19 protein-coding genes and 2 pseudogenes are annotated in these 25,458 nt (G+C 59.7%); 13 read left to right on the top strand and 8 right to left on the bottom strand.

From position 1 onward, the window contains the following. Positions 1 to 35 precede the first annotated feature (35 nt). Positions 36 to 847 (bottom strand): annotated as a pseudogene (locus OHD58_RS26115) (IS110 family transposase); the annotation flags it as partial. A 551-nt stretch (positions 848 to 1,398) separates the two neighbouring features. On the opposite strand from OHD58_RS26115, the gene OHD58_RS26110 reads away from it, so the two are divergent. The 4 genes from OHD58_RS26110 (at position 1,399) to OHD58_RS26100 (ending at position 7,115) form a co-directional block, all read left to right on the top strand. Further along, complete coding sequence (locus tag OHD58_RS26110; protein WP_263806574.1) at positions 1,399 to 2,583, top strand: MFS transporter; 1,185 nt, start codon at positions 1,399 to 1,401, stop codon at positions 2,581 to 2,583. 227 nt (positions 2,584 to 2,810) lie between these two features. Next, positions 2,811 to 3,872: a saccharopine dehydrogenase family protein gene (locus tag OHD58_RS30810; protein ID WP_412177299.1), complete on the top strand. Its 1,062-nt coding sequence runs from the start codon at positions 2,811 to 2,813 to the stop codon at positions 3,870 to 3,872. Further along, complete coding sequence (locus OHD58_RS26105) at positions 3,763 to 5,121, top strand: lysine N(6)-hydroxylase/L-ornithine N(5)-oxygenase family protein (protein ID WP_263806573.1); 1,359 nt, start codon at positions 3,763 to 3,765, stop codon at positions 5,119 to 5,121. Before OHD58_RS30810 ends, OHD58_RS26105 begins: the two co-directional genes overlap by 110 nt. Before the next feature lie 71 nt (positions 5,122 to 5,192). After that, on the top strand, positions 5,193 to 7,115 hold the full coding sequence (locus tag OHD58_RS26100) for a class I tRNA ligase family protein (RefSeq protein ID WP_263806572.1): 1,923 nt from the start codon (positions 5,193 to 5,195) through the stop codon (positions 7,113 to 7,115). A 255-nt stretch (positions 7,116 to 7,370) separates the two neighbouring features. Here OHD58_RS26100 and OHD58_RS26095 read toward each other — a convergent pair. From OHD58_RS26095 to OHD58_RS26080, 4 genes and pseudogenes are all read right to left on the bottom strand, one after another. After that, a pseudogene (locus tag OHD58_RS26095) lies at positions 7,371 to 7,604 on the bottom strand (DDE-type integrase/transposase/recombinase); the annotation flags it as partial. Positions 7,605 to 7,887: 283 nt separating this feature from the next. Then, positions 7,888 to 8,523, bottom strand: a complete 636-nt coding sequence (locus tag OHD58_RS26090) for an FMN-binding negative transcriptional regulator (RefSeq protein ID WP_263790812.1) — start codon at positions 8,521 to 8,523, stop codon at positions 7,888 to 7,890. A 33-nt stretch (positions 8,524 to 8,556) separates the two neighbouring features. Continuing rightward, positions 8,557 to 9,459: a dihydrodipicolinate synthase family protein gene (locus tag OHD58_RS26085; RefSeq protein ID WP_263790814.1), complete on the bottom strand. Its 903-nt coding sequence runs from the start codon at positions 9,457 to 9,459 to the stop codon at positions 8,557 to 8,559. Positions 9,460 to 9,511: 52 nt separating this feature from the next. Further along, positions 9,512 to 10,744 carry a trans-sulfuration enzyme family protein gene (locus OHD58_RS26080; RefSeq protein WP_263790940.1) on the bottom strand — a complete coding sequence of 411 codons (1,233 nt, stop codon included), beginning with the start codon at positions 10,742 to 10,744 and terminating at the stop codon, positions 9,512 to 9,514. An 83-nt stretch (positions 10,745 to 10,827) separates the two neighbouring features. On the opposite strand from OHD58_RS26080, the gene OHD58_RS26075 reads away from it, so the two are divergent. The 4 genes from OHD58_RS26075 to OHD58_RS26060 all read left to right on the top strand — a co-directional run bounded on the left by OHD58_RS26075 (position 10,828) and on the right by OHD58_RS26060 (position 16,375). Further along, positions 10,828 to 12,324: a PLP-dependent aminotransferase family protein gene (locus tag OHD58_RS26075; RefSeq protein ID WP_263790942.1), complete on the top strand. Its 1,497-nt coding sequence runs from the start codon at positions 10,828 to 10,830 to the stop codon at positions 12,322 to 12,324. A gap of 157 nt (positions 12,325 to 12,481) precedes the next feature. Further along, the gene (locus tag OHD58_RS26070) at positions 12,482 to 12,973 is read left to right on the top strand and encodes an MOSC domain-containing protein (protein WP_263790944.1); all 492 of its coding nucleotides are present in this window, start codon (positions 12,482 to 12,484) and stop codon (positions 12,971 to 12,973) included. Positions 12,974 to 12,979: 6 nt separating this feature from the next. Further along, a complete protein-coding gene (locus tag OHD58_RS26065) occupies positions 12,980 to 13,930 on the top strand; it encodes a PDR/VanB family oxidoreductase (protein ID WP_006201708.1) in 951 nt (316 codons plus the stop codon). A 48-nt stretch (positions 13,931 to 13,978) separates the two neighbouring features. Then, complete coding sequence (locus tag OHD58_RS26060) at positions 13,979 to 16,375, top strand: transketolase (protein WP_263806571.1); 2,397 nt, start codon at positions 13,979 to 13,981, stop codon at positions 16,373 to 16,375. Positions 16,376 to 16,472: 97 nt separating this feature from the next. Here OHD58_RS26060 and OHD58_RS26055 read toward each other — a convergent pair whose 3' ends face one another. Continuing rightward, positions 16,473 to 17,072 carry a helix-turn-helix domain-containing protein gene (locus OHD58_RS26055; protein ID WP_006201706.1) on the bottom strand — a complete coding sequence of 200 codons (600 nt, stop codon included), beginning with the start codon at positions 17,070 to 17,072 and terminating at the stop codon, positions 16,473 to 16,475. Between the two features lie 215 nt (positions 17,073 to 17,287). On the opposite strand from OHD58_RS26055, the gene OHD58_RS26050 reads away from it, so the two are divergent. After that, positions 17,288 to 18,124 (top strand): EamA family transporter, encoded by an 837-nt coding sequence (locus OHD58_RS26050; protein ID WP_263806570.1) that lies wholly within the window; start codon positions 17,288 to 17,290, stop codon positions 18,122 to 18,124. 212 nt (positions 18,125 to 18,336) lie between these two features. On the opposite strand, the gene OHD58_RS26045 is transcribed toward OHD58_RS26050, so the two are convergent. Beyond that, positions 18,337 to 19,764 (bottom strand): sigma-54 interaction domain-containing protein, encoded by a 1,428-nt coding sequence (locus OHD58_RS26045; protein ID WP_006201703.1) that lies wholly within the window; start codon positions 19,762 to 19,764, stop codon positions 18,337 to 18,339. A 260-nt stretch (positions 19,765 to 20,024) separates the two neighbouring features. Between OHD58_RS26045 and OHD58_RS26040 the strand changes: the two genes are divergently transcribed. The 4 genes from OHD58_RS26040 (at position 20,025) to OHD58_RS26025 (ending at position 24,365) form a co-directional block, all read left to right on the top strand. Next, the gene (locus tag OHD58_RS26040; RefSeq protein ID WP_006201702.1) at positions 20,025 to 20,855 is read left to right on the top strand and encodes an alpha/beta fold hydrolase; all 831 of its coding nucleotides are present in this window, start codon (positions 20,025 to 20,027) and stop codon (positions 20,853 to 20,855) included. Between the two features lie 13 nt (positions 20,856 to 20,868). Continuing rightward, the gene (locus tag OHD58_RS26035; protein ID WP_263806569.1) at positions 20,869 to 22,485 is read left to right on the top strand and encodes an MFS transporter; all 1,617 of its coding nucleotides are present in this window, start codon (positions 20,869 to 20,871) and stop codon (positions 22,483 to 22,485) included. Between the two features lie 85 nt (positions 22,486 to 22,570). After that, positions 22,571 to 23,893 (top strand): aspartate aminotransferase family protein, encoded by a 1,323-nt coding sequence (locus OHD58_RS26030; RefSeq protein WP_263806568.1) that lies wholly within the window; start codon positions 22,571 to 22,573, stop codon positions 23,891 to 23,893. A 196-nt stretch (positions 23,894 to 24,089) separates the two neighbouring features. Beyond that, a complete protein-coding gene (locus tag OHD58_RS26025) occupies positions 24,090 to 24,365 on the top strand; it encodes a 3-keto-5-aminohexanoate cleavage protein (protein WP_263806567.1) in 276 nt (91 codons plus the stop codon). Here the strand turns inward: OHD58_RS26025 and OHD58_RS26020 are convergent. Beyond that, positions 24,346 to 25,296: a LysR family transcriptional regulator gene (locus tag OHD58_RS26020; RefSeq protein WP_263806566.1), complete on the bottom strand. Its 951-nt coding sequence runs from the start codon at positions 25,294 to 25,296 to the stop codon at positions 24,346 to 24,348. The two genes, OHD58_RS26025 and OHD58_RS26020, sit on opposite strands and share 20 nt — an antisense overlap. Positions 25,297 to 25,458: the final 162 nt, after the last annotated feature.

Here is a 25,458-nt window from a genome sequence, read left to right as displayed (position 1 = left end):
TGTCTGCTTGTGGCGCGATTTCCGGCGCTTTGTGCCGTCGGCGCCACGTAGGTCTCGTTGCGGCGCAGAAGCGCCCACGCGATCCGCGCCATCTTGTTGGCCAGCGTGACCGCGACGACTTTCGGGCGCTTCCTCTCGAGAAGCTGCGTTGCCAAAAACCTTCGCTTCAGTCGACTGACGAGCGTATCGCAGCACGGCTGCAGCGCCGACGACAAGCAGGCGGCGAAGATAGCCGTCTCCCTGTTTGCTGATGCCCATCAGACGCTCATGGCCTCCGCTCGAATGAGCTCTCGGCGTCAGGCCGAGCCAGGCGGCGAACTGTCGCCCGAACGAAACAGTGAAGCGTCGGGGACGCTCGCAGCGATCGCGCTTGCTGTGAGTGGTCCGACGCCTGGGATCGTCGCGAGGCGTTTGCTGGCGGCGTGTCCGAGATGCCATTCGAGAATGCGGGCCTCCAGCGCGGCGATCTCGGTCGCGATATGATCAGCTTGCGCGATCAGACCATCGAGCGCAGTTGCTCTCGATGAGCATCGAACACCGCCAGAAGGGCTGACAATCCACCCGGTCCCTGCGCCGCAACCAGGCCAAACTCGGCAAGATGGGCGCGAATGGCATTGGTGAGCATCGTCTTCTGGCGCACCAGGAGTTCCCGCGCCTTATGAAGCATGAGAACCGCCTGCTGGTCTTCCGATTTGATCGCTACGAAGCGCATGGTCGGCCGTGTGACGGCCTCGCAAATCGCTTCGGCATCGGCAGCATCTGTCTTGCCGCGCTTCACATATGGTTTGACATAGGCAGGCGGCATCAGGAGAACTTCGTGTCCAGCCTCGGCCAACACTCGTGCCCATACGGCCTGTCCCGACCAACCTTCATGACACAGAAAAAACTTTGCAACACAACCCTCTCAACTCCGGGCTCCATTTGGACACAGCACGATGTTCGTGGCTCACCGGCGAGGTCAGAGCGGAGCAGTCTCAACAACGCCATCCGACATCTTTTGTCGGGTTTGTTGGGTTTGTCGAGTTCGCGATATGGCCATTTTCAGTCGATCTCTTGCTTTGCTTCGGGCTAATCGACTGAAAAGCAACCATAAAGTTCCTTCCTCAGCTCAATCAAGCAAGCTGGCATGACTCTTGAGAGCCTTCGTTGCGGGGCGGGCAACAGCTGCCGGCCATAACTCGTGTCACGGGTAGCCACGATGAACAGGCGAAGGACGGCTCTCGATCTAAGGAAACGTATCCCTTCGACCATGACAATGGTCACATCAAAACCGCGAATCATATTCGGATACATAACTTATCTTCGTCCTAACCGACGAAAAGTACAGTTTCATGGTATAACAAAATGAACGTTCGCAGCATCTCGATCAATAATAGGCGCCTTTTGTGGCACAGGCGCATGTTCATTGCTGAACGATATCTGATTTCCTTCGCGATGGGCGTTTTTGCGCTGTTTCCAGTCTACCTGTTGTCTGTTGGGCGCGACGAGATCTTTTTTGGTTCGATCTCAGCAGCAGGCATGGCGGTCGCTATATTAATAGTTTTGATCAGTCCTACGCTGATACGCCAGTTTGGTGTGCGGAGGCTCGCACCCATCGGCGGGCTTCTCTATGCAGCAGCCTGCGCGACCGTACTCTTGAACGAATTGTCGGGGGTGCGCGCGACATTCCCCTACTTCCTCAGCTACATGCTGAAATCAGGCGGATGGGCGCTGCACTTCACTATCGGCTCGATATGCATTTCCGCCCTCTCAAGCGATGCAGACCGGCCATCGAGCTTCATGGCCTACTCTGCATTCTCCACCTTAGGGTTAACCTGCGGACCGCTGCTGAGCAGTCTCCTTACCCGGTACGCCGGCTTGGGCACGCTGGATATGTTCATTCTGGCAATGCTCGCGGCGACGGCAGGGGCAGCGTTGTCATCGTGGGCAGCGCGACATGCGGCGAACATCGGCGAAGCCGATATTCCGAATAACGCCTCGATTGCGCGCGACCTTTTTGATCTCCTCTTCAGCAAATCTGCTCTGTTTTTTGTTCTTGTACTGTTGTCCGCAAGCATTTACACTAGCTTGATAAACTTCCAGGTTACATTTGCGAATAATTCAGGTCTACCGTACGAAATATTCTTTGGCTTTTGGGCCATAGGATCAGTCGGCTCCAGATTTGCAATTGGTCCGCGCGTAATCCGCAGTGCGGCCGACCGCACCTTGCCGCTACTTCTGGGCGGGATGGTCGTTTCGCTTCTCGGCTTTCACTACTCCCCGGGCCACCCCGTCATTTACGCAATGGCATCGCTGGCGACCGGCATAACTTATGGGCTATCCTATCCCCTGATACAGGCAGAAGCCATCCGCGTGACTGCGCCGCAGTCCCGGACTTTGGTGCAGATCATCTTCAGCCTTTGCTATTTTCTTGGCCTGTATTTCTTCCCCTTCGCCGCAGGGCTCGTCTCAGTCCATCTGGGATATGACACGCTGACGCTGTTGATTGCCGGCTTGGCTCTACTGCAAACGGCTATCGCTCTCCTTGGCTATCGCACGATCCGGCGCAAGCCGACCCCGACCGTAGTTGGCAGTAAAGGCTGAAGCAGGGCACTATGCACGAGAGATCACACGTCGTCATCGGAGCCGGGCCGGTCGGTCGGGCAGTGGCGCTGCAACTTGCGGACCAGCCGGACTCGTTCGTTGTCGTGATTGACAGGAGCCATTCTGCGCTTGCCGTGGCGCAACGGCTTCTGGGCAATCTCGCAAACGTCCGCTTCGACGTGTCGTTGGGTCCATCCGCTCTCTCGGTTCAAGCCCGATCGCTGATCATGGCTACGTCTTGGAGAGATTCCCGAGTTTTGGTCGGCAAGCTTTTGCACCAAACGCACGAGGCAGGTCTACACACCCCTATTATTTGCGTCGGCAGGCCGAGCCCTGGGGATCTTGACATTCTCCGGGTACCGCCTAACGGTCCGCCCGTAGTCTTGGGAGCGGGTCTCGAACCAGGACTGGTTGAATCTTTAGTCTCGCTGGTTGCGGCTGAAATAAAGGACATAGAGAGCATAGTAACTCATTGCGGAGGGATTCCCAGAATTCCGGAACCTCCGCTGAACTATGCTCTCGCCTTTGGGCGTCGGCTGCCCATAGAGCAGAGGCTCGCGTTTGCTCGAATCGACGGCCAAGCCGTAACGCGAAATCGCTTCGAAAGCGTATCTCAGCTGTTCGTGGATGGTGTCGGCCTTCTCGAAGCATACGATGATGCAATGGTTTCGTCGACGGCTGCAGGCGCTCATCCTAGCATTCCAACGCTTCGACAGTTGACTGTGCGGTGGCCTGGCTTTGCGGATGGCGTTCGGATGTTGCATCGCCTCGGGCTGCTGTCCGACGAGGAGATCGAAATCGGGAGCGCGCGCCTGCAGGTCAAGGAGGTCACGGAGGCGCTTTTAAGTCGCCGGAACCCAAATGACGATGGCGACCAGGTCGTCCTTGACATCGCCATTGAGGATCGCCAAGGGCGGGTTGGCCGTTGGACGTGCATCCTGCGCTCCGAGCTTCAGGAGCGAGGCATCTCAAGCATGGCTATCGCCACCGCAGTTCCGGTGGCCACAGCCGTGGAATGCGTCACGCGTCAACAGTTGCGGGGTCCCATACACCCCAGCAAAGCCGCGCTCGCCGATGTTGCCGCGATGGCCCTCGAGCAACTGAGGAGAAGCCGGATCGCTGTCTTAGCCGAGCGCGCGACCGGGCTGTTGGAAACAAGCACAATTTTGGGAGCTGGTCATGCAAAGACGAAAGACACTACTCGTGGGGAGCGGACCAGCAAACCTGGCACTGCTGACCTGCCTCAAGGAGCGGGGATCCTCAGTTCTGGATTCGCTGGAAGTCCTTGAGCGCCGCGACAGCGCAGAATGGCACCCGGGCATCGCCTTCGAGGATTCGATGCTCCAAGTGTCGTTGTTCAAGGACCTGGCGTTCCTGAGGAATCCGGCAAGCCCATTCACTTTTTTCTCGTTCCTGCGTGACAAGGAGCTTCTCTATCACTTCATCCATACGAACAATCTGTATCCTTCAAGGAAGCTGTTTTCCGACTATCTGGTCTGGGTAAGCCGGTTCTTTGCGAACAAGATTTCTTTCGGCAAGGAGGCGGTGGCGGCCAGGTTCCACGAGAAGCCGTCGGGAACCCAAACCCTTGTCGTCACGACCAGGGATGTCTCGAGCGGAGATGTTTCAGAAATCGAGGCAGACGACGTGGTCGTCAGCCTTGGGCATGAGCCATACATCCCCGAAGAACTGGCCGTCGACTCCGGCCGCGTGGTGCATTCAAACTTCTTCCTATCCCATGCGAACGAGGGAATAATCAACGCTAACGCTCGCGTTGCGGTCGTCGGGTCCGGGCAAAGCGCCGGCGAGATAGTCAGATTCCTGCTCCAACACCGGGAAGTGTCGGAAGTTATCGTCGTTGGTCGGCGCCACCTCTTCGAACAGACGGATGACAACCCGTTCGTAAATGATTTCTACACTTATCCACACTCGCTGAAGTTCGCGGAGTTGCCACTTGAAGATCGCAAGAGCTTTCTTTCCGACACTAGGAACACGAACTTCTCCACCGTCACCAAGGACGTCCTCAAAAGCATCTACGATCTTCGATTCGAGGACCAGGCGTGCGGACGCGACAGGCTCAGGCTGTTCCCGTATACTGAAATCACGGCGGCAAAGCGTCTCGAGAATGGTCTTCGTCTAGACCTTCGCGGAATCGGAGGCAAGCCGGACTCCACGACGCTTGAAATTGACCTCCTGGTATGCGCGACGGGCTTTTCAAACCGTCGCCATCTATCATTTTTCCAACTGCTGCAACCGCGAATGGAAGATGGCGACGTCGTTGTCGATGAGTCCTTCGAAGTGGGACTCGATCAGATGCCAGAATCGTGTTTCACCGGTCCGAGACCTCGCGTTTTCTTGTTGAACCACTCTTTTGGCCTTCGGGGCCCAACGGAGCACACACTCGGCGGTCTGGCCGAACGGGCTGCGGTGGTGGCGAAGGCGCTGCAAGACGGGCACGTGCTTCAACCTGCTCAAGGTCGCCCCGAGACCTTGCCAGCGGCACGGCCAACCGGAAATTCGAGACTGGAAACGAAATGATGTGTTCGCAAGTAATAGATCTCAAAAATGAAACACGCGCGGTCCCCATCTCGATTGAAGGGGGCATCGTCATGCATGATCCCTTCCCGGAAGGGGGCGACGTTTCCATCCGACTATTGAAGCTCAGTCCAGGCGCGACCACTTGCCGTCACAACCATACGGAAGTCGAATTTTGGACGGTGATCTCTGGCGGCGTTCGAATTCATCTAGACGAAAAGACGTTCCTGCTGCTTGGCGGAGAGAGCATTCGGATGGACCCGCTGAGCAGGCACAGGATTGAGGCTTTGGACAGCGGTGCAGTCATGCAGACAGTGTGGTGGCACAGCCGCGCAGCCTTCGAAGAGGCGACTTCCACGAACGAAGCGATAGGAAAGAGCAGACCGCTGCTGCTGGTGCCCGCAATGCTTACCCCGAATGGGAACATGCATATAGGTCATGCCTCAGGACCGTTCCTCTACGCGGATGTGTTGCGCCGAATTGCCGAGACCGGCGGCCGAGAGGTTTTCGTGCTGCAGGGCACGCACGGTCACCTTGAGCACATTGCAATTGCGGCCGACGCTGCTGGACTGGAATACTACCAGCTGGCCGAGAAAAACACGGCTTCTTTCCAGGAGGCTCTGCATCGGCTCAATGCAGTTTCGGATATTTTCCTTGGGACAAAGCCTGACCGCCGCGGCAAGGCGGTCGTTCTCGAGGTCTTTAAGCGACTTTGCAGCAAGGGCCTGATCGCTGAAAGAGAGCATTTGGTCCCGTATGACGTCCAAAGTGGGCGCTTCAAGGTGGACGCCTTCGTCCACGGCAAATGTCCATATTGCGGCGGCTATTCCTCCGGCCACGAATGCGAGGATTGCGGCGCGCTGGTCCTCGATGCCGAACTCCAGGATCCGGTCGATCTCGACGGGCGCTCGCTGGAACGTCGTCCCCTGAAGCGCCTTTTCCTGAACCTCGCTCCATTGCATGACGCACTCGAATCCTTCGCCTCGCGGAACTTCCTGCCCATTTACGCAAAGCTCTATGTCGAGTCCTGGCTGTCCCGGGGGCTTCCGGCAGTCTGCATCTCAAACCCAAACCGGGAGGGAATTCGGATTCCAATCCCAGGATTTGAGTGCCAGCGGTTTACCATCACCATGGAACACGTGCCTCGGCACTTGCTCGCCTTAGAAACGATAAGAGAAAAGAGCGGATGCCCCGCCTTCTGGTACCAAATCCCACGGGACGAGATGCCGGAGCTGGACATTCTCTTCGGGGCGGACAACGCCTTCGGACGTCTGTTGGTTATTCCCGGGGTACTTTCGGCGCTTGATCTCCATGAGATGCTCCCCCGACGGATTTTCGTCAACCAGATGCTCACGCTTGAGGGGAAGAAGTTCTCAACATCACGAAATCACGCAATCTGGGTGAACGACATCGCTGCGGAAGAAACTGCCGAGCCGCTTCGCTTCTACTTGTGTCGGTGTCGTCCGGACGGTTCTGTCGAGGACTTCTCCATGGGTGCCTACGAGAGCTGGAAACGGGACTTCTGGGACGGACGGCTGTCGAGATCGGTCGCGAAGGCTAACGAGGTCATCGGGCGGGTCGCGACAGACGAGCTCCCGTGTCCTGGCCAGTGGTCAGCCACCGACATTGCGTTCCTCGCGGACTGCACACGCTTCAACGCGGAAGTGCGGGCGCGATTCGAAGCGGATTACCCGGACGTACGTCAGTTGACACGCGCAATCGAGGCGTTCGTCGACGCAATTGAGCGCTATTCATGTTCAGTGCTGCAAGTTCCGGCTGCGCCGAAGGTGAAGGAGGCGCTTGCCCGGACTGCGGCCCGCGCGGTGACCTTCGCGCTCGTCGGACTCTGTGTCGCGACATACCCGGTCGTACCTGATTTCGCCATCTCCATCGCAGGGAGTCTGGGGCTAGAGGCTCCCAAGCTCAGCTGGTTCGACCGCGACTGGATGGCCGAGCCAGTCCGTCTGTCTGCAAGCCATGACGCTGGAGGCCGTTGAATAACCGATCAAAGTTTTCGGGCGTTCACCGCAGCCACTTTTCGAGAATCAGCCGGAGGATGCGGGCAAGCCAGGAAGTGCATCGTGGACTTCGTCTTTGATTAGCCTTGTCACCGAAACGACGCCGATGTCGTCCGGCTCGGGCGAAGTCTGACGTGTTGATGGCTTTTCAAAAGCGCGGCTAAACGACGACAAGAGTTGGTTGTATTGCAAAGTTTTTTCTGTGTCATGAAGGTTGGTCGGGACAGGCCGCTGTCATGCCGCCAGTATGGCGAACTGCTCGGCCAGGGAGGGATTTGGATTGAACGCGTACCTCGCCTGTCGCTTGCGCATCATGTGAAGCATTTCGATCTCCGACAGGGTGCTGGCGGTGGCCGGCGACTTGAAACCCAGCATCGGCCGCACACGGCGCTTGATGCGCCGGTGGTCCTGCTCGATCCTGTTGTTATCAGACATGAATAGGCGCGACGCGCCAATCCGTATTTTCTTGCACGGATGGATCGACTACCGTCCTCCTAGGGGAGCATGAGCAAGACCTAACAACCACGGCAAGTGCAGGGCAGGGTGCTTGACGTATCGATGTTCGTCATCGTTTCAGCCGTCAGGCCGACGCGCTCGCTAACGAAAGTGACGCTAGCGCATGAGTCAGGCCTTGATTGAGCCATCGGCCCCCTTGTCGACATAGCCGTGTTGGCCGTGCATGCACAGCTAAGACAAAGCATTGAATGGATTTCGCGGCGTGGCTCAAGGATCATGTTCCATCGACATTCATTCAGACTTTCCGGGCGGCGGCTGCCAGCATCGCCTGACCGATCGGATGATCCCCCTGGGCGTTGACCATTTCGCCAGCGTTTTGGATGTCGCGCCGCTCTTTGTTCTGACTGAGCTTGGCCTTGCCGACAAGGCGAGTGATCTCGATCTCTATGCCGACGATCGCCTTGACCATTGTGTCGATAAAGTCCCTGGGCGCGTCCCCCATCTTCCACGGGATAGGCTGGGTCGACTCGTGCCTGTGAGTCAGTTTGGCGACATTGCGGCGGACATAGCGTTCGTCGTCGTGGATTGTGATCCGTCCATAGGCATGTGCGACGATGTAGTTCCAAGTCGGCACCTGCTTGTGAAAGTCCTGTTTGCTCGGATACCACTGGGGCGAAATATAGGCATCGCCGGCGCGGAACACCACGAGCACCTCATCGCCGGTCGCCACGTCCTGCCAAACTGGATTGTTGCGGGCGACGTGGCAGCGAAGGGTGCCGTTTTCTCCATGTGACGCGTCGAGTTCGAAGGGGATGTGATTGGCGTCGAGCCCGCTCCGGCCATGGGTAATCAGCACGCCGAGGGCGTTGTTCTCGATCAGATGGTAAAGGATTTCTCGGCTCGGTTCATTGAAATGCGCGGGTACATACATGACAGTTCCTTTCACGGGCCGCCGGGTCGCTGTTCACCGGCTGGCATCTGATGGCAGGCATTCCAACGCGGCGGCGACCCGGTCCTTCGCTGCTGCAGGCAGAGGCAGGATGGGACGCGGGGGGTCGGCACGGCAAATGTCGAGCAATTCGGCAAGGGCATAGACGACGCGAAGACTTGAGAACTCCTGGAAGAGGCTCCAGAGCGGCGAAAGCGTGGCATCGATCCGTCGCGCTTCGGCCGCATCGCCCTGCTGCGCCGCCCTGACGATCATCATGCATGCCTCGGGCAGGATGCCCGCGAGGACGCTGTACCATGTATCGGCGCCGGCGATCATGGCCTCGGCGGCATTCCAGTCGCCGCTGTAACCGATCGAGAACCCTTCCGGCAGCGTTCGCCTCTGGTCGGCCAGATGGCTCTTGATCGCATCGCTTTTGTTGGTCGGATTCTTGATAGCGACGATCCCACCAACCTTTGCCAGGCGGTTGACGAGGGCTGGGGTGAAATGGAAATGCGTCGTTCCCGGATTGTCGTAGACGATGATCGGCAGGCCACTTTCGCGCGCCACTGTGGAGAAATGTTCGAACACCTCGTCATCAGTGAGCGGGGTATAAGAGGCAGCGGCAAGCAACCCCGCCGCAGCTCCAAGGGCCTTGGCGTCCTGCGCGAGCCGCACGGCTTCGTCAGTGCGTAGCGCGCCTACACCCACCACGACCGGCATTCGCCCTGCGGTTTCCTCCAAGGTCTCGGCGAGCGCCCGCCGCCGTTCCTCGCGCGACAGAAAGATGTATGTGCCGGTGCTGCCGAGAAGACCGATGGAATCGACCTGAGCGTCGCCAAGCCGAGCAATCAGCCTGCGCAGAGCAACGGTGTCGACGCGGCCGTCACGATCGGCAGGCGTGATGGGGAACGCGGAAAGACCGCTCAGGAATGCCATGGCAAGGCTCCAGGTTGGTGCGTGAGGGCAGGGCTGGGCGCACGACAGGTCATCACAAGGCGTCCAGAGCCTGCCGCAGGTCGGCGATCAGGTCATCGGCGTCTTCAAGACCCACCGACAGACGCATGAGGTCCTCGCCGACTCCGTCGGCCAGATGGGCATCCTTGCGGATCGGCTGCCGAGCACGTGTGAGACTTGCCGGATGATAGATGAGGCTATCGGCATCGCCGAGGCTGACGGCGCGAGTGATCAGGTTGAGCCGGTCCATCATCCGGCGCGCGCCTTCGTATCCAGCGCGCAGGCCAAAGGCCAACATGCCCGACCCGTTGGACATCTGCTTTCGCGCTGTCACCTGATCAGGGTGCGAGTCGAGGAAGGGATGACTCACAAATGCCACCGCCGGGTGCGCCTCGAGCGCCTGAGCCACCGCAAGGGCTGTGGCGCTGTGCCGTTCCATACGAAGCGTGAGCGTCTTCAGACCGCGCAGGATCAGGAAGGCTGACATGGGCGAGAGCGCTGCGCCGGTGATGTAGCGTAGGCCCGTTTCGTGCAGCGTGCGGAGTGTTTGGGCGTCGCCCAGAATCGCCCCGCCAAGGGCATCGCCATGACCGTTGATGTACTTGGTCAGCGAGTGGAGCACGATGTCGGCCCCGTGTTCAAGCGGTCGCTGGAGCGCGGGCGAGGCGAAGGTGCTGTCGACTGCAACCTTGACACCGCGCGCATGGGCGCGCTCGGCAATGGCAGCGATGTCGAGGATGCGGCTCAGCGGATTCACCGGCGTCTCGAAGAAAACAAGCCGCGTCCGCTCGGTAATCGCGGCCTCGAGATTTTGTGGATCGGACAGATCGACCGCCACGACCTTGATGCCGAAGCGGGGGACCGCCTGCTCGACCATGGCAAGCGTGTTCGCATAAAGCGTCTTGTGGACAATGAGTTCATCGCCTTGGGAGAGGAGCGACAGGATCAGCGTGCCGAAAGCCGCCATCCCCGAGGCAATGACCAGACCTGCCTCGGCTCCTTCCAGATTGGCGAGCCGTTGTTCGAGGATCTCTGTCGTGGGATTGTATTCGCGCGCGTAGAGCCTTCCGCCAAGCGCGGCGGCGGCCTCGTTTGCTGCCACGCTTTCGAAGCCATAGGTCGAGGTCAAGAAGACTGGTGGCTGAACGGCATTGGAAAAGCCGGACGGATCGTAGCCATGATGGATCGCCCGGGTGGCGAAACCGGGGCCGGTGTCGTTGAGCGAACGCGCGGGAGCATCGGTTGCGGATTGATAGGTGCGGGTCATTCGGCCTCGAAGATCTTTCTTGGGTTTCCGAAAGATTGACGGCAAACTGGCCAATGCGAAATATCCAGTTGGCGATGAATGAAATGGGCCAGTCTTCAAGTGCCGGTGCTGCCGGTCGCTCGCACGCGATGGGTGCACGCGAGATCTACGAGGCTCTTCGCGAGCAAATCCTGGGCGGCGTCTATGAAACCGGCAGTCAGTTGCCGTCCTCCCGAGGCCTGGCAAATGACCTCGGGGTTTCGCGAACGACGGTGACGGTCGCCTACGAGCAACTGGCTGCGGAAGGTTTCATCGAAGTCCGTCAAGGCGCGCGACCTCGCGTTTCATCTTCGTTAATCGGTCCTGAGGCAAGCCGCACTTCCCCGAAACGGCTAGGCCCGGTTCATATATCCGCCTATGGCGAACGACTGCGCGTCACGCCGCCCTGGCCAGATTACTTGCCGACCGGGTTGAGGGTCGATTTCCGCTATGGCGACCTGGCGCCGGCAGACTTCCCCGCATTGGTCTGGAAACGTGTGATGAACGAGGCGATGGGGCAGCGCCCGTTGCGTCTTGCCTATGACGATCCTCGCGGCTCGCGCAGGCTACGCCAGGCGCTGCAGGGCTATCTCTGGCGCGCCCGAACCTTGAGCTGCGACCTCGAGCAGATCATAGTTGTGAACGGCTCGCAGCAGGGCCTCGATCTGTGCGCTCGCCTGCTTCTTGATCCCGCCGACCACTTCGTCATCGAGAATCCGTGCTACAGGATGGCGCGTCAGGTCTTTGCCAGTACCGGTGCCTCGCCCATCCCCGTCACCGTCGACGAGGATGGGATGAAGACGGAGTTGCTGGCGGGGATCGGGGCACGCTTGGCCTATGTCACGCCATCGCATCAGTTTCCGCTGGGCGGCGTCATGCCGATCGCGCGCCGCCATCAGCTTCTGGAATGGGCGCGGCACAACAACGCCTACGTGATCGAGGACGACTACGACAGCGAATATCGCTATGACATCAATCCGGTCCCTCCGCTGCACAGTCTCGAGGACCACGGGGCTGTCATCTACCTCGGCACGATCTCCAAGACGCTTTCGCCGATGCTGCGTATCGGCTACCTCGTCGTCCCGCCGGAATTGCAGGAGGTCTTCGCAACCGCCAAACAATTCGCGGACCGGCATTCGCCGGTGGCTGAACAGGAGGCTCTGGCCTCTCTCATCGAGAGCGGCGGCTACGAAAGCCATGTGCGCCGCGTGCGCAGGCTGAACGGCGAGCGTCGGGAGACATTGTTGGGCGCCTTGCAGCGCTGCTTGGGAGATCGCATCGCTGTCCAGGGAGCAGAGGCTGGTCTGCACGTCGTCGTTTGGCTCAACGACCTGCAGCGATCGCGGGGAACGGCACTGGTCGAAGCCGCCCGACGCACGGGGTTGGGGCTACACCTGATATCGCCCCTTTACGAACGACACTCGGAGGAAGGCCGCACCGATCGCGTTGGGCTTGTCATGGGCTACGCCGCCTTGAGCATTCGGCAGATCGAGAAGGGCGTTGAGGTCCTGCGCGAGGTTGTCAAGCAAGTGCAAGACGCGTTGCCGGGGCAGGGTGACTGAGACAGGGGACGTCGAAAGCTGGCGCTGAAAGCGACCCCAAGGCCCCCGCATTTCGTGGCAAAGCCAACTGGACTGGGAAAACGCCATGCAACTGGTGCTGTTGATCAGGCCAGTTTGGCGGCAGATTTTGGTGGAAGACGATTTCCGAGAGCGATGCATGACCTGGCAAGGAAAGCTGCTGCACATCCATATCGCGCCCGCTGCCTCTTATGAAATGGAGGAGCTGGCGCAGGCGCAGCTCGTGGCCGGCCGAGGCATTGTCGGAGACCGCTACTACCTGGGGACGGGGACCTATTCCGCGCGTCCTGACGTTCGCGAGGTGACACTGATCGAAGCCGAAGTTCTGGACGCGATCGCGCAGGGCGAACCCAGGATACCGGGCTTCAAGGCCAAGCTCGCACCCGAAGATCACCGGCGCAATATCACAACACGAGGCGTTCCGCTTAGCCATCTTGTCGGCAAACGCTTCCGGGTCGGTGAAACGATCCTCAGGGCTGCCCGGATGAATGTGCCGTGCAAGTATATCGAGGAGTTGCTGGGGCTTCCGGGTCTCTACGAGGGGCTTCTGAACCGCTCGGGACTGAACTGCACAATCGAGGTCGGGGGCGTGATCCGCCCCGGTGATCTGATCTTGCCCATCGACGAGTGAAACGCCATGGCCTCGCCCCGCATCATCATGAAGCTGACCGTGACCGCCGTCCGCAAGGAGCCCGGTGACGTGCTGATCATCGACCTGAAACACCCGCGCAAACCTCTGCTGCCGCCGTTCGAGGCAGGTTCTCACGTCGATGTCCATCTGCCTGAGGGGAAGGTGCGTCAGTATTCGCTTTGCGGCGACCCGACCGAGCTCGGCCGCTACACCATCGCGGTGAAACGCGAGAGTGACGGCCGTGGCGGCTCGGCGTGGATTCACGAAACCGTTGCGGCCGGCTCCACACTGCCCATCTCGGCGCCACGCAACCATTTTGCGCTCAAGCCCGGCGAGGGGCCGATCTTGCTGCTGGCAGGCGGGATCGGAATCACCCCGATTCTGGCCATGGCGCGCGCGCTCACCCGGCAGGCCAAGCCGTTCCACTTGCATTATTTCACCCGCAGCCGGGCGCTCACGCCACTCCTGCCGGCGATCGAGAGCGATCTTCCTGTCGGAAATGTGCAGCTCCATTTCGATGACGAGCCGGCGACCCGGGAGGATATCGCCGCGCTCCTGGCCAACCGTTTGGCCGACGCACAGACTTACTATTGCGGGCCGCCCGGATTCATGGCGGCTGTGGGGCGCGCGGCCGAACACTGGCCCGAGGGCACTGTTCATTTCGAAACTTTCCAGCCTGCCGGGCTTGACGGCGCGCCACCGGAACCATTCATCATAGAACTGCGTGAGGGCAGGGTGGTCGAGGTTTCGGCGCAGACCACGGCGCTCGCGGCCCTGCGCGCAGCCGGGGTGCCGTTGCTGGCCTCATGCGAGAACGGCGTTTGCGGGACCTGCGAATGCGGGATGCTTGGTGGGCAGCCGATCCATCGGGATTCCATCCTGTCGAAAGACGCACGCGGCCACCGCTTCATCGCCTGCGTGTCACGAGCGACGGGCGTGCTGAAGCTCGATCTTTGACGGTCCACTGGGATGCAGCCATCCGGACGCTGATTTTCGGGGAAGTGAATGACGACGAAACTTGCACATTTGAACGAGATCGAGCGCTGCGTCTCCTGGCTCGCAGCCTGGACGATCCACCACGCCAACCACGTCCGCGAGAGCGACGAGATCAAGGTCGGCGGCCATCAGGCTTCTTCCGCCTCCCTGAGCACGATCATGACGGCACTCTACGGATCGGTGCTGCGCCCACAGGACCGGGTGGCGGTCAAACCTCACGCGGCGCCGATCTTCCACGCTCTCCAATATCTCGCGGGCAACCAGACCCGTGAAAAGCTCATGAACTTTCGTGGCTACAAGGGCGCCCAGAGCTACCCTTCACGGACCAAAGACATCGACGACGTCGATTTCTCGACCGGGTCGGTGGGGCTCGGCGTCGCGCAGACGCTGTTTTCGTCGCTGGTGCAGGACTATGTCTCGGCCCATGGCTGGATCAAGGACCGCCCCGAGGGTCGTATGGTCAGCTTGATCGGCGATGCCGAAATGGACGAGGGCAACATCTACGAAGCCCTGATCGAGGGCTGGAAGCACGGGCTACGGAACTGCTGGTGGATCGTGGACTACAACCGCCAGTCGCTCGACGCCGTGATCCGCGAGGGCCTGTGGCAGCGGTTCGAGCAGATTTTCCGTAACTTCGGCTGGGACGTGGTGATCCTGCGCCATGGTGCCCTACAAGAGGCCGCCTTCACTGAGCCGGGGGGCGAGAAGCTGCGTGAGTGGATCGAGCGGTGTCCCAACCAGCTCTATGCGGCGCTGACCTTCCAGGGAGGCTCAGCCTGGCGCAAGCGGCTGCTCGACGAGATCGGAGATCAGGGTCCGGCCACCGCTCTGATCGAACGCCGCTCCGACGACGAGTTGCAGGCGCTCATGACGAACCTTGGCGGGCATGACATGCCGAGCCTCCTTGAAGCGTTCGAAGCGGCATCCAGACATGACCGCCCTGTCTGCTTCATCTGTTACACCATCAAGGGTTACGGCCTGCCGCTTGCAGGGCACAAGGACAATCATGCGGGACAGATGACGCCTGCACAGATGGAAGGGTTCCGCCGGCAAATGGGCGTCAAGCCGGGTGAGGAGTGGGGCAAATGGGCCGCGGCCACCCTGCCGGAAGCGGAGCTTGAAGCCTTCTTCTCCAAGGTGCCGTTCTTCAGTGAGGGGCGGCGCCGGCTGTCGGCGCCGTCAGTGCCGGTGCCCGAAACCCTTCCGTCATCGGGGCAGCGCGGCAAGCCGCTCTCGACCCAGATGGGCTTCGGCCAGATCCTGAACGACATCGCGCGCGAGCAGAGTCCACTTGCCGAACGCATTGTCACCACCTCGCCCGATGTGACGGTCTCGACCAATCTTGGGGGGTGGGTCAACCGGCGTGGCCTTTTTGCGCGCGAGACGATGGCCGACACCTTCAAGGCCGAACGCATCCCCTCCACCTACAGTTGGGAGTTCGGACCCAAGGGGCAGCACCTGGAACTCGGGATCGCAGAGTCAAACCTGATGATCATGCTCGGGGCGCTCGGTCTATCGCATTCGATCAATGGCGTGCGTCTGCTGCCGATCGGGACGGTCTACGACCCGTTCATCTATCGCTGCGCCGATCAACTGAACTATGCCTGCTACCAGGACGCGCGTTTCATGCTGGTCGCCACGCCCTCCGGCGTGACGCTGGCGCCGGAAGGCGGGGCGCACCAATCGATCGGCACCCCGCTCATCGGCATGGCGCAGGATGGGCTTTGCGCCTTCGAACCGGCCTTCGTCGACGAGTTGTCTGTGATCATGCGCTTCGCATTCGATTACATGCAGCGCAACGGCGAAGGAGATCCGGACGAGACGACATGGCTGCGCGATCAGACCGGAGGGTCGGTCTATCTGCGCTTGTCCACCCGGCCGCTCGAGCAGCCGTTGCGCGACATCAGGCCGGACCTGGCACGGGATATCGTCAATGGCGCCTATTGGCTGCGACCGCCCGGGCCGAACGCCAGCGTAGTGATCGCTTATCAAGGCGTTGTCGCGCCAGAGGCGATTGCAGCGACTGGGCTTCTGGCAGAGGACCGGCGCGACGTCGGGCTGATGGCAATCACGTCAGCCGACCGGCTGAACGCGGGCTGGCAGGCAGCGGAGCGTGCCCGCCAGCGCGGAACGACCGGCGCCCTTAGCCACATCGAGCGGATGTTGGCACCGCTGTCGCGCGATTGCGGAATCGTTACCGCAATTGATGGTCACCCGGCGACGCTTGCGTGGCTCGGCGGCGTGAACGGGCATCGCGTCAAGGCGCTTGGGGTCGAGCATTTTGGCCAGACCGGCACGATTGCAGATCTCTATCGCCACCATGGTCTCGATGCGAATGCCATCGTGCATGCCGCCCAGGCAGTCAGTTCCGGCCGCAGGATCCGATACCTGAAGGCGCTTCCCTAAGCGGTCGGCGGACGTCTTGCGCTATCGGCACGATGGGGGTGTCATGCTTGAGTAGCCGCTCGAGACTCCATCAAGCCAACGCCATATTGCCGCGGGGTCACGTTTCTACGCCCCGTTCCAGCACAGCCATGGAAAACGAAACGGCATGATCGTCGGCAGCCGCATAGGAGTGCGGCTGATCGGTGAGGAGTCGCGCGGCTTCGCCGGCTTGCAAGATTATGGTTTCGGAGCCGACAGTGAGCTTCAGACTTCCTCGCAGGACCGAAACAAGTTCACGAGTGCCGCGGCTGTGAGCGTCCGACCAATGGACATCACCGGGCGCAATCGTCCAGGACCACATCTCGAACATCGTTCGGCCTGAGGTCGATGCCATCAGTTTCGCCTCGCTGCCTTGCGGGGTTTTCCAAAGTGTTGCTGGTTTGGTCCGTTCGATACGATCGTCTGTGATTTCTTCCGAAGTTTGACCTAGCAAGTCGTTGACCGACAGCGAGAACGCGACGGCCAGGCGGCACAAGACTCCAATGCTCGGATTTGCCTTTGCCTGTTCGATGGCCACAACCGTGCCCTTCGAAAGGCCCGCGCGCTTCGCTAGCGCATCAAGGCTCATATTCTGCAATTGCCGCAAATGCTGCACCTTGGACGAGAGCAGCGTTCCCAGTTCTCTCTCGGTTGCCACCGCTGCTGCGTGCTTGGTCATTATATTGACTTCTCCAGATATGCCGCTTACGGTCAGTATAATGACCGGTGCGGGGACTTCAATCATGCCATCTCATTTGTTCAAGGATTGATGAAGATGTACCTTCCGATCGCTCGTAAAGCCATTGCTTTGAAGTCAGATACATCCCCGACAATAAGGGCGGCGGCGGATATGCATCGACCATTGAAACCCGTTCTGCTCACTGGGTGCTGCGCATGAGTGTCACGGCCGCAAGCTTGGCGGCCGCCGCTTTTGGCGCTGGCGATTTTCTTGGCGGTGTCGCGTCCCGCGGTTCGGATTGGCGCCGGGTCGTGTTGGTGGCGCTCGGAACGGGCTTGCTGGTCTTAGGCGTCGCGGCATGCTTCAAGGGCAGCCCGCCCCCTACGCTTCCGCTGAACTGGTGTTTGTCGGCTGGCGCAGGTTTCGCGGTCGGTGTGTCGCTCCTCTACCGCGCGCTCGCCGAGGGACAGATGACCCAGGTCGCACCGGTCACCGCCGTCGTTGCAATCGCCGTTCCGGCTCTGGTGGATATTCTGACCGGCAAAGCGCTGACAGGGCATCTGTTGCTTGGGCTCGGGGCTGCCGGCCTCAGCGCTGCTCTTCTATCGGGTTTGAGTGGTGGCTTGTACAAGAGCATCCGGAACCCATCGGTCATCATTGTCGCTATCGGTGCCGGGCTTGGCTTGGCCCTGTTCTACATCGGCCTTGATAGAGTCGACGCGGCAGGGGGAGGGATCTGGGGACTCACGCTTGTTCGTGCCACAGCATTTGTACTGGTTACTGCCGTGGCCCTGAGAAGCCGAAGACACGTGTTTCAGTTGCGGAGCTTGGGTGTCGCTGCTGTTGCCGGCCTTCTCGATGGAACTGCAAACCTGCTGCTGATGCTTGCATTTGCCACGGGAGGGTTGGCCGAGACTGCCGCCGTCGCCTCACTTTATCCGGTCGCCACCATCCTGTTGGCCATCGCCGTTCTGCGAGAGCGGCCTTCGATTACACAAGGGATCGGGCTGCTTTTGGCCATTCCGGCGGTCTTCCTTCTCCAATCCGGTTAAGGGGTGGTCCAAGCGGCTCGGGACGATAATGATAGATGCCGGTCTGAGGTGCCCGTCCTTGCAAGAGGGGGCGTCACGTTCTCCCTATCGTCCTGGTGCGACGATCGAGTGGCATGCGCAGGGCAGTTGGCCGTCAGGATATGACAATTCGCGGATGCCAACCGGACGTGGAGCGCCTGCGAAGTGGCAACGGTCGCGTTGCCCTTCCGGGGTCAGCCGCCAGCCCCAAACGAAGTATTCTTGCGCTGGCTTGAAGGTTGCATCGGCGACATTTCACCTTTGACAGGCCCTTGGGCACTGTGCGCCTTCAGGAGCCGGTATAAATGTGCGCGACTTATGCCGAGCAAATCCGCGGCGCGACGCTTGTTCCCTTGAGCTTGTTTCAACGCGGCCCGAATCTCCGCTCCGGTTTGGGCTTGAATTCGGTGCTTGAGCGGAGGGTTCGATCCCGCATATGTCGGCTCCAAAGGAAACTCTGGGAAAGACGCAGAAAGTTTGCCGGTGATGACCAGTCGCGTCAGAACATTCTCCAGTTCGCGCACGTTGCCGGGCCATGAATGCCGGAGCAGGAGTTGACGGTCCTTCGCCGCCAACGCGGGCGCTGGCTTGCCCAGACGGTCGGTGATGCGTGAGAGCAATTGCTCCGCGAGAAAACCGACATCGTCGCGCTCACGTAAAGCAGGTACAATTATGGGAAGCACATTCAGCCGGTGGTAGAGATCTTCGCGAAAGCGGCCAGCTTTGACCATATTGGCGAGCGGTCGGTTGGTAGCACAGATAACACGCGCGCTGACGCTCACGGGAGTGGTGCCGCCTACCCGCACAATCTCGTTGGCCTGAAGGACGCGCAGCAAGCTGCCTTGAAGGGAAAGCGGCATATCGCCAATTTCGTCCAGGAACAGCGCGCCACCTGCGGCAAGTTCGAACTTGCCCGGCTTGCCGCGATTGCGGGCACCCGTGAAGGCGCCACCCTCGTAACCGAATAGCTCAGCTTCGACGAGCTCGCTTGGAATCGAAGCGCAATTGACCCAGACGAAGGGTCCGCGGGATCTGTCTGATAGGGCATGAATTGCATGCGCGGCCAGTTCCTTGCCCGAGCCGGTTTCGCCGCAGATGAGCACTGGCAGTTCATATTCCGCGACCGACTGAAGGGCGCCGCGATACGCATCCATCTGCTCACCTTGTCCAAGGATGTCGTCCAAGCTGAATTTTGATTGCCAGAGCTTGTTGCTTTGAGGGATGGCGAGCTCCGCCTTCGAGATACGGCTGTATGTTTTCTTTAGCGCATCGAAATCGGAGAACAGGGCCAGCCCTACCGCGCCGATAGTAATACCATCGCGCTGTACAGGAACCTGCTTCGTCACCAATTTGTGGCCACGAACTTCCAAGGGATAGCCGACATGGGTCCCTATGCCTCGAGCAACAAGATGAAGCCGGGTTTGTTGCCCAACCACATCGGTTATGTGCCGACCTAGAAACTCCTCTGCCTCGCCTCCCAGCAGGCGGCAATAAGGCTCGTTTATCAACACGATCGTCCCGGACGTATCAACGGCAACCAGACAGTCCGAGACATGATCGAGGATGAGCCTCAGAAAGTCGGCCTCTTCGGATGAACCGACAAACCAATCCGGAAGCGCCATTGAAGCACCTGTGTTGGCCAAGCCCCAAGCGCAGGCTTGCGAGGCTTCATGATGTCCGAGTGTCCCGCAAGCGAGACGATAGTGTGTCTCTTCGGTGACATTACTATCCCGGTTGCGGCCTGTCAAACATCGCTCACAGTTTCAAAGGCGACGATTTTCTACAACGATACCAACTCGATAAGAGGGTTGTTGGCGCGCGAGCGTGGACTGGCCCGGGCCTTGCAAAGTTCCCCGTGTGGAAACGCGCAGGGAGGAAAGAGATGACGCGCATCGACACCTTTGAAATAAGAGACACCGTGGTACGTGTGTCTGGAGCAGGAACACCACTGGTCTTTGTCCATGGATTCACGACCACAGCCGAATTCTGGCGAGAACAAATCGAGGCGTTCTCGTCGCGATACAGGGTCATCAGGATCAATTTGCCCGGACATGGTGCATCCCCGCGCCGCAAGCGACGCGACTACACGGTACCGGCCTTTGCGGAGGATGTCCTGGAAGTGTATCGCGCCCTGGAAATCGGCGAGGCTATTCTCGTTGGCCTTTCGATGGGAGGGACCGTGGCTCAGAGTTTTACGCTTTCCCACCCCGAACGCGTGCGAGCGCTTGTGCTTGTCGGGGCTACATCACATGGGCTAGGCGAGCACGTAAATGCCGACAGTGTGCTGACGGCAATCGATGAGCTGGGAGTCGTTACGGCGAGCCAGAATGTCATCCAAAAATCTTTCGGCCGGGCCGCAAGCGCTGAGCTCGTGGCATTTGCCAAGGAAGAGGTCGCGCAAACTCCGGACTTCGTGGCGCGCCAGGCGATCGCCTCACTCAATGCATCGGACAGTCGCCTCAGGCTCGGAGAGATCCGCGTCCCGACCCTGGTCGTCGTCGGGAATGAGGACGTCATCACGCCTCCGAGTGAATCGGTTATTTTGGCGGAAGGAATTCCCGATAGCCAGCTTGAGATCGTCGCCGAGGCGGGCCACTTCCCGATGCTTGAGCAGCCCGATGTTTTCAACCGCGTGCTCGACGAATTCCTCGTCGAGAACATCAGCCGATCCCGTCTGATGGGAGGCGCTGGCCTCTCTCAGCAAACTGTTTGATTGGGAGGTTCAAATGTCCTTTCAAAGTATCACTGCCGCTTCGCAATCGCACGATCTCGACCGCGACACCAAGCGGATCGTCTTTGCCGCCGCCTTGGGAACCGTGTTCGAATGGTATGATTTCTTCATCTACGGCTCCCTTGCCGTATTGTTCAGCACCCTGTTTTTCCCCAAAGGCAATGAAACGGCTGCATTGCTCGCTGCACTGGCGACCTTCGGGGCGGGCTTCGTCCTTCGTCCCTTCGGAGCCGTTGTGTTTGGCCGGCTGGGTGATCTTGTCGGTCGCAAGAAAACGTTTCTCGTGACCATGCTGGTCATGGGCTTTGCTACGGTAGCGGTCGGTTTTTTGCCGACATTCGAGTCCATCGGGTGGGCCGCTCCGATACTCCTGGTCTGTCTGCGGCTGTTGCAGGGGCTGGCCGTCGGCGGCGAGTTCGGCGGTGCCGTCACCTACGTCGCCGAGCACGCCGATGTGGAAAGGCGAGGCTTCACGACGAGCTGGATCCAGATCACCGCGACATTCGGCCTGTTCCTGTCGCTGATAGTGATCGTCTTGTGTCGTGCTTCCATGTCAGCGGAAGACTTCGCAAACTGGGGCTGGCGCATACCGTTCATCGGCTCGATCGTCCTTCTGTTGCTGTCGCTCTACATTCGTCTCAAACTGCAGGAATCACCTATCTTCCAGGAGATGAAGGCACAGGGCAAAGGTTCGAAGAATCCGATCGCCGATACATTTGCCGACGGCCGAAACCTGCGCCATGTGCTCGTTGCGATCTTCGGCGCCGTCGCTGGTCAGGCGGTAATTTGGTATACGGGGCATTTCTACAGTCTTTATTTCATGACCACGACGTTGAGGATGAGCCAGGACCAGGCAAGCTTCTACCTTCTAACGGCACTCGCTTTGGGAACGCCGTTCTTCCTCTTCTTCGGTTGGCTGTCCGACAAGGTCGGACGCAAGTGGATCGTGGTGACGGGTTGCGCGCTGTCAGCCCTGCTGATCATACCGCTCTTCCAGGGCCTTGCGAGCTACGGGAACCCTGCGCTCGCACAGTTCCGCTCGAAGACGTCAGTGGTGCTAACTGGCAATGACTGCCGCCAGGATCAGTCGTTCGTCGGGCAGCTTTTCCGACCGAAGGCAGCGACACACTGCCAGACGGTGAAGGCGCTGCTAACGGCGCACGCCGTCCCCTACACCATCAACACCGACGCTGAACCCCTTCGCATCCAGATCAACGATGACGCACCCAAAACCTTCGATGATGCCGCACTCCTTGCGGCATTGACCGAAAAGGGCATGCCGCCGGCAAATACACCCGCCCAGCCCAACGGCCCCATGGTGGTCGCTGTTCTGTTCGCTTTGATCTTTCTTGCGACGATGGTCTACGGACCGCTCGGGGCATTGTTGGTCGAGTTGTTTCCTGTCCGGATCCGCTACAGCGGGGTGTCGGTCGCCCTGCAACTTGGCAACGGTTGGATTGGTGGATTCGCGCCCTTTGTGGCAACAGCTGTCGTCATCGCGACCGGCGATATTTTCGGTGGCCTATGGTACACCGTCGCGTTTGCCGGTTTGACCGCGGTTATCGGGGCGTTTCTGCTCCCAGAGACCCGTGGCCGCGACTTGAGTAACTAGGGCGGCGGAATAGAAGGCCGCGGCGCTGTCCCAACGGCGCCGCGTGCGTCGCGCGCGGATCAACCTTGCCCCCTAGAACCAAGTGATGAGCGACATCATGTCAGGACCAGCGACACCAAATTCCGAAAAGCTCTATGCGCGTGCCCGCGAGGTCATGCCTGGCGGGAACACGCGCACCACCGTCTATCGCAAACCGCATCAAATCTATGCAAGGCGCGGCGATGGCTGCCGGATCACCGACATCGACCGCCATGTCCGGATCGATGCCTTGGGAAACTCCACCTCTCTGATCCATGGCTATGGCAATCGCCAAATCCTCGAGGCGGCTACACGGCAGCTTGAAGCCGGAACGTGTTTCGGCATGCCTACCGAGAGCGAAATCCGGCTGTCTGAAATTCTGTGCGATCGTCTGCCGTCCGTCGAGCAGCTTCGCTACACAAATTCCGGCACCGAAGCGGTGATGAACGCTATCAAGGCGGCGCGCGCCCATACCGGCCGACCGAAAATAGCAAAATGCGAGGGCGCCTATCACGGAACGTACGACCCGGCCGAGACAAGTCTGGACGCCAGTCCAGTTACCTGGGGGGATATCGATAGGCCGGGATCCGTGCCGGCAGCCGAGGGGACACCCCAAGGGGTGCTCGACGATGTCGTCGTCATTCCCTTCAACAACACCCCGGTCGCCGAGGCAATCCTGCGTGCCAGCGGCAACAGCCTCGCCGCCGTGCTTGTCGATGTGATGCCAAACCGCGCTGGCCTCGTGCCGGCAAAGTCCGACTATCTGGCGATGCTGCGGCGGGTCACGCGCGAACTCGGGGCCTTGTTGATTCTCGATGAGGTCATCACGTTTCGCCTTGGCTACAATGGCGCTCAGGGCCGTTTCGACATCGACCCGGACCTTACCACGCTCGGCAAGATCATCGGCGGCGGCTTTGCAATCGGCGCCATCGGCGGGCTGGCGGAAGTGATGTCGGTGTTCGATCCGAGCAAGGGCAAACCCGCTGTTCCTCATGGCGGGACGTTCAGTGCCAATCCCATGTCGATGTCGGCCGGTATAGCCGCTCTGGAGGAATTGACACCCGCCGCATTCGAGAAGCTCGAGGCGCTCGGTGATCGCTTCGACCAGGGTATTCGTGCGTGTTTTGCTCGACACGGGATCAAGGGGCAAGTTACCGGGCTGGGCTCGCTACGCCGTTTCCACCTGACGGACGCACCGTTGAGCGACTACCGTTCCACATTCGCAGCGGCGGATGGCGCCGCGCGGGTTTCGGCGCTCGCTAAGGTATTGTTCGACGAAGGCGTGATCATTTCAGGCAACGGGTTGATGGCGTTCTCCACCGCCATGGAGGGCGCGGATATCGACGAGATAGTACGGGCCTTCGACCGAGCATTGCCGGCTTTCGCCTGATGACCTACGCAATATGATTGGGAAGCTGTCGGCAGAGCGAACGGCACTGTTTGTTGGTGCAGACCGCTTATCCCGTTCGCCTCAGGTGGCCACAATATATGGTGCTGCGTCTGTCGCCCTTCTCCCAGCCGAATAGCCAGACTGGGCCAAGGTGGCACGATTCGGGTGTTGCCAGCATCCCGCCGATTCGCGATTGATGCAGTCCTATGTGCTCAGTGGCGATGTCCGGATCGGTATGGAGGACACGACCCAGATGTCGCTGACTGAGCTCGTGAAGAGCAATGCCGAACTCGTCGAGAAAGCGAAATGGCACTTGGAACGGCTTGGTGCGCCGGTCGCCGGCCCAGCTTCAGGGCAATCTCGGCTGTCGCAAAAGGCCTGGCTTCTTGTATTAGGGGGTCAAATCCTCACTTCGCTTGACACGAAGCGGACATTTGGGTCCGTGGAAACCGCTAGACGGCCGCCAGAGTAGAATTTCCAAACAGTCTCTCGGGTGAGGAAGCCATGCGAGATGCCTCATCTAACATCATTTCCCGCATCCAAATGCTTGCGGGATCGCTGCTGTGAAGCGCAGGCCATTGGATGGCCTCCTTCAATGAGGGAAGTGGCAGCGGAAGCTCCATTATCTGCAGGGGTATTGTTTTTGCGAAATGCTGAGCCAGTCGCAAGGGTATCGTCGCTATACGGTTGGTGCCTGATAGAACGGGCGGGATCATGCTAAAGCCCTGTACGACGATCTCTATTCGTCTCTTGATACCGTGCTCGAGCAAGTACCACTCCTCGATGGACGGCCTCAGGGTGTTCCCGAATTTGACCGCGACGTGCCCCATCGACATGTATCGGTCGAATGTAAATGGCTCGGATAGCGGCTTATTCGTGCCGCAGGCTACGCATACGAATATATCCTCGAACAGTGCTTCACGAGGCTGCTTCGACATGAAGAGTTCCGGCATGATCAAAAAATCGACGTCGCCGCGCCGGAGAAGCTGATCGTAGTCGTCGGCAAGAGGCAGACAATCGAAGGTGACCTCGGGAGCTTCCAGCGCAGTACGCTCTACGATCGTCTTAAAAAACACCAGTGTGATGAAATCCGAAAGGATGATCCTGAAGCGGCGACCCGATTTGGCTGGGATAAACAGATCCTTGGAAATAACGGAGAGCTGGATGTGCAGCAGGGCCTCGCGCACCGTGATGGCAAGCGCTTCCGCACGCGGTGTTGGGATAAGTTCACGACCATGCATCGTAAACAGGTCATCGTTGAAATAGGCCCGTAACCGGGCGACGGCAGCGCTCATCGCTGGCTGACTGAGGTTGATGTTGCGCGCCGCCGCCGTGAGGTTGCGCTCGGTCATCAGAGCATCGAGTGCCACCAGGAGATTTAGATCAAGGCCTTTGAACCGCATGTCTTATCCATAGGGTGGATGCGTGGCATCCAAACAATCGATTTTAGGAATTAGTGAGCATGCGTCATTAGAAGCATCGACCCCCCGAAATCAAGTGCCACAGCGGTGCATTCTTGGCGGCGCAGGAAGGACGGGCATTGGTTAGAGCACCCACCACATCTG

The organism is Mesorhizobium sp. ZC-5 (genome assembly GCF_025753855.1).
Lineage (GTDB): Bacteria > Pseudomonadota > Alphaproteobacteria > Rhizobiales > Rhizobiaceae > Neomesorhizobium.
Note: the sequence above shows the minus strand (reverse complement) of the source record. Positions and strands in the feature narration are given on the sequence as shown.

What these genes read in the sequence shown, in the direction of transcription:
- OHD58_RS26085 (WP_263790814.1), bottom strand. Translation starts at nt 9,459, where the DNA reads ATGGCATTCCTGAGCGGTCTTTCCGCGTTCCCCATCACGCCTGCCGAT.
- OHD58_RS26070 (WP_263790944.1), top strand. Translation starts at nt 12,482, where the DNA reads ATGACCTGGCAAGGAAAGCTGCTGCACATCCATATCGCGCCCGCTGCC.
- OHD58_RS26065 (WP_006201708.1), top strand. Translation starts at nt 12,980, where the DNA reads ATGGCCTCGCCCCGCATCATCATGAAGCTGACCGTGACCGCCGTCCGC.
- OHD58_RS26060 (WP_263806571.1), top strand. Translation starts at nt 13,979, where the DNA reads ATGACGACGAAACTTGCACATTTGAACGAGATCGAGCGCTGCGTCTCC.
- OHD58_RS26030 (WP_263806568.1), top strand. Translation starts at nt 22,571, where the DNA reads ATGAGCGACATCATGTCAGGACCAGCGACACCAAATTCCGAAAAGCTC.
- OHD58_RS26020 (WP_263806566.1), bottom strand. Translation starts at nt 25,296, where the DNA reads ATGCGGTTCAAAGGCCTTGATCTAAATCTCCTGGTGGCACTCGATGCT.
- OHD58_RS26050 (WP_263806570.1), top strand. Translation starts at nt 17,288, where the DNA reads ATGAGTGTCACGGCCGCAAGCTTGGCGGCCGCCGCTTTTGGCGCTGGC.
- OHD58_RS26090 (WP_263790812.1), bottom strand. Translation starts at nt 8,523, where the DNA reads ATGTATGTACCCGCGCATTTCAATGAACCGAGCCGAGAAATCCTTTAC.
- OHD58_RS26040 (WP_006201702.1), top strand. Translation starts at nt 20,025, where the DNA reads ATGACGCGCATCGACACCTTTGAAATAAGAGACACCGTGGTACGTGTG.
- OHD58_RS30810 (WP_412177299.1), top strand. Translation starts at nt 2,811, where the DNA reads ATGGCTACGTCTTGGAGAGATTCCCGAGTTTTGGTCGGCAAGCTTTTG.
- OHD58_RS26025 (WP_263806567.1), top strand. Translation starts at nt 24,090, where the DNA reads ATGCAGTCCTATGTGCTCAGTGGCGATGTCCGGATCGGTATGGAGGAC.
- OHD58_RS26075 (WP_263790942.1), top strand. Translation starts at nt 10,828, where the DNA reads ATGGGCCAGTCTTCAAGTGCCGGTGCTGCCGGTCGCTCGCACGCGATG.
- OHD58_RS26055 (WP_006201706.1), bottom strand. Translation starts at nt 17,072, where the DNA reads ATGACCAAGCACGCAGCAGCGGTGGCAACCGAGAGAGAACTGGGAACG.
- OHD58_RS26105 (WP_263806573.1), top strand. Translation starts at nt 3,763, where the DNA reads ATGCAAAGACGAAAGACACTACTCGTGGGGAGCGGACCAGCAAACCTG.
- OHD58_RS26045 (WP_006201703.1), bottom strand. Translation starts at nt 19,764, where the DNA reads ATGGCGCTTCCGGATTGGTTTGTCGGTTCATCCGAAGAGGCCGACTTT.
- OHD58_RS26100 (WP_263806572.1), top strand. Translation starts at nt 5,193, where the DNA reads ATGCATGATCCCTTCCCGGAAGGGGGCGACGTTTCCATCCGACTATTG.
- OHD58_RS26080 (WP_263790940.1), bottom strand. Translation starts at nt 10,744, where the DNA reads ATGACCCGCACCTATCAATCCGCAACCGATGCTCCCGCGCGTTCGCTC.
- OHD58_RS26110 (WP_263806574.1), top strand. Translation starts at nt 1,399, where the DNA reads ATGTTCATTGCTGAACGATATCTGATTTCCTTCGCGATGGGCGTTTTT.
- OHD58_RS26035 (WP_263806569.1), top strand. Translation starts at nt 20,869, where the DNA reads ATGTCCTTTCAAAGTATCACTGCCGCTTCGCAATCGCACGATCTCGAC.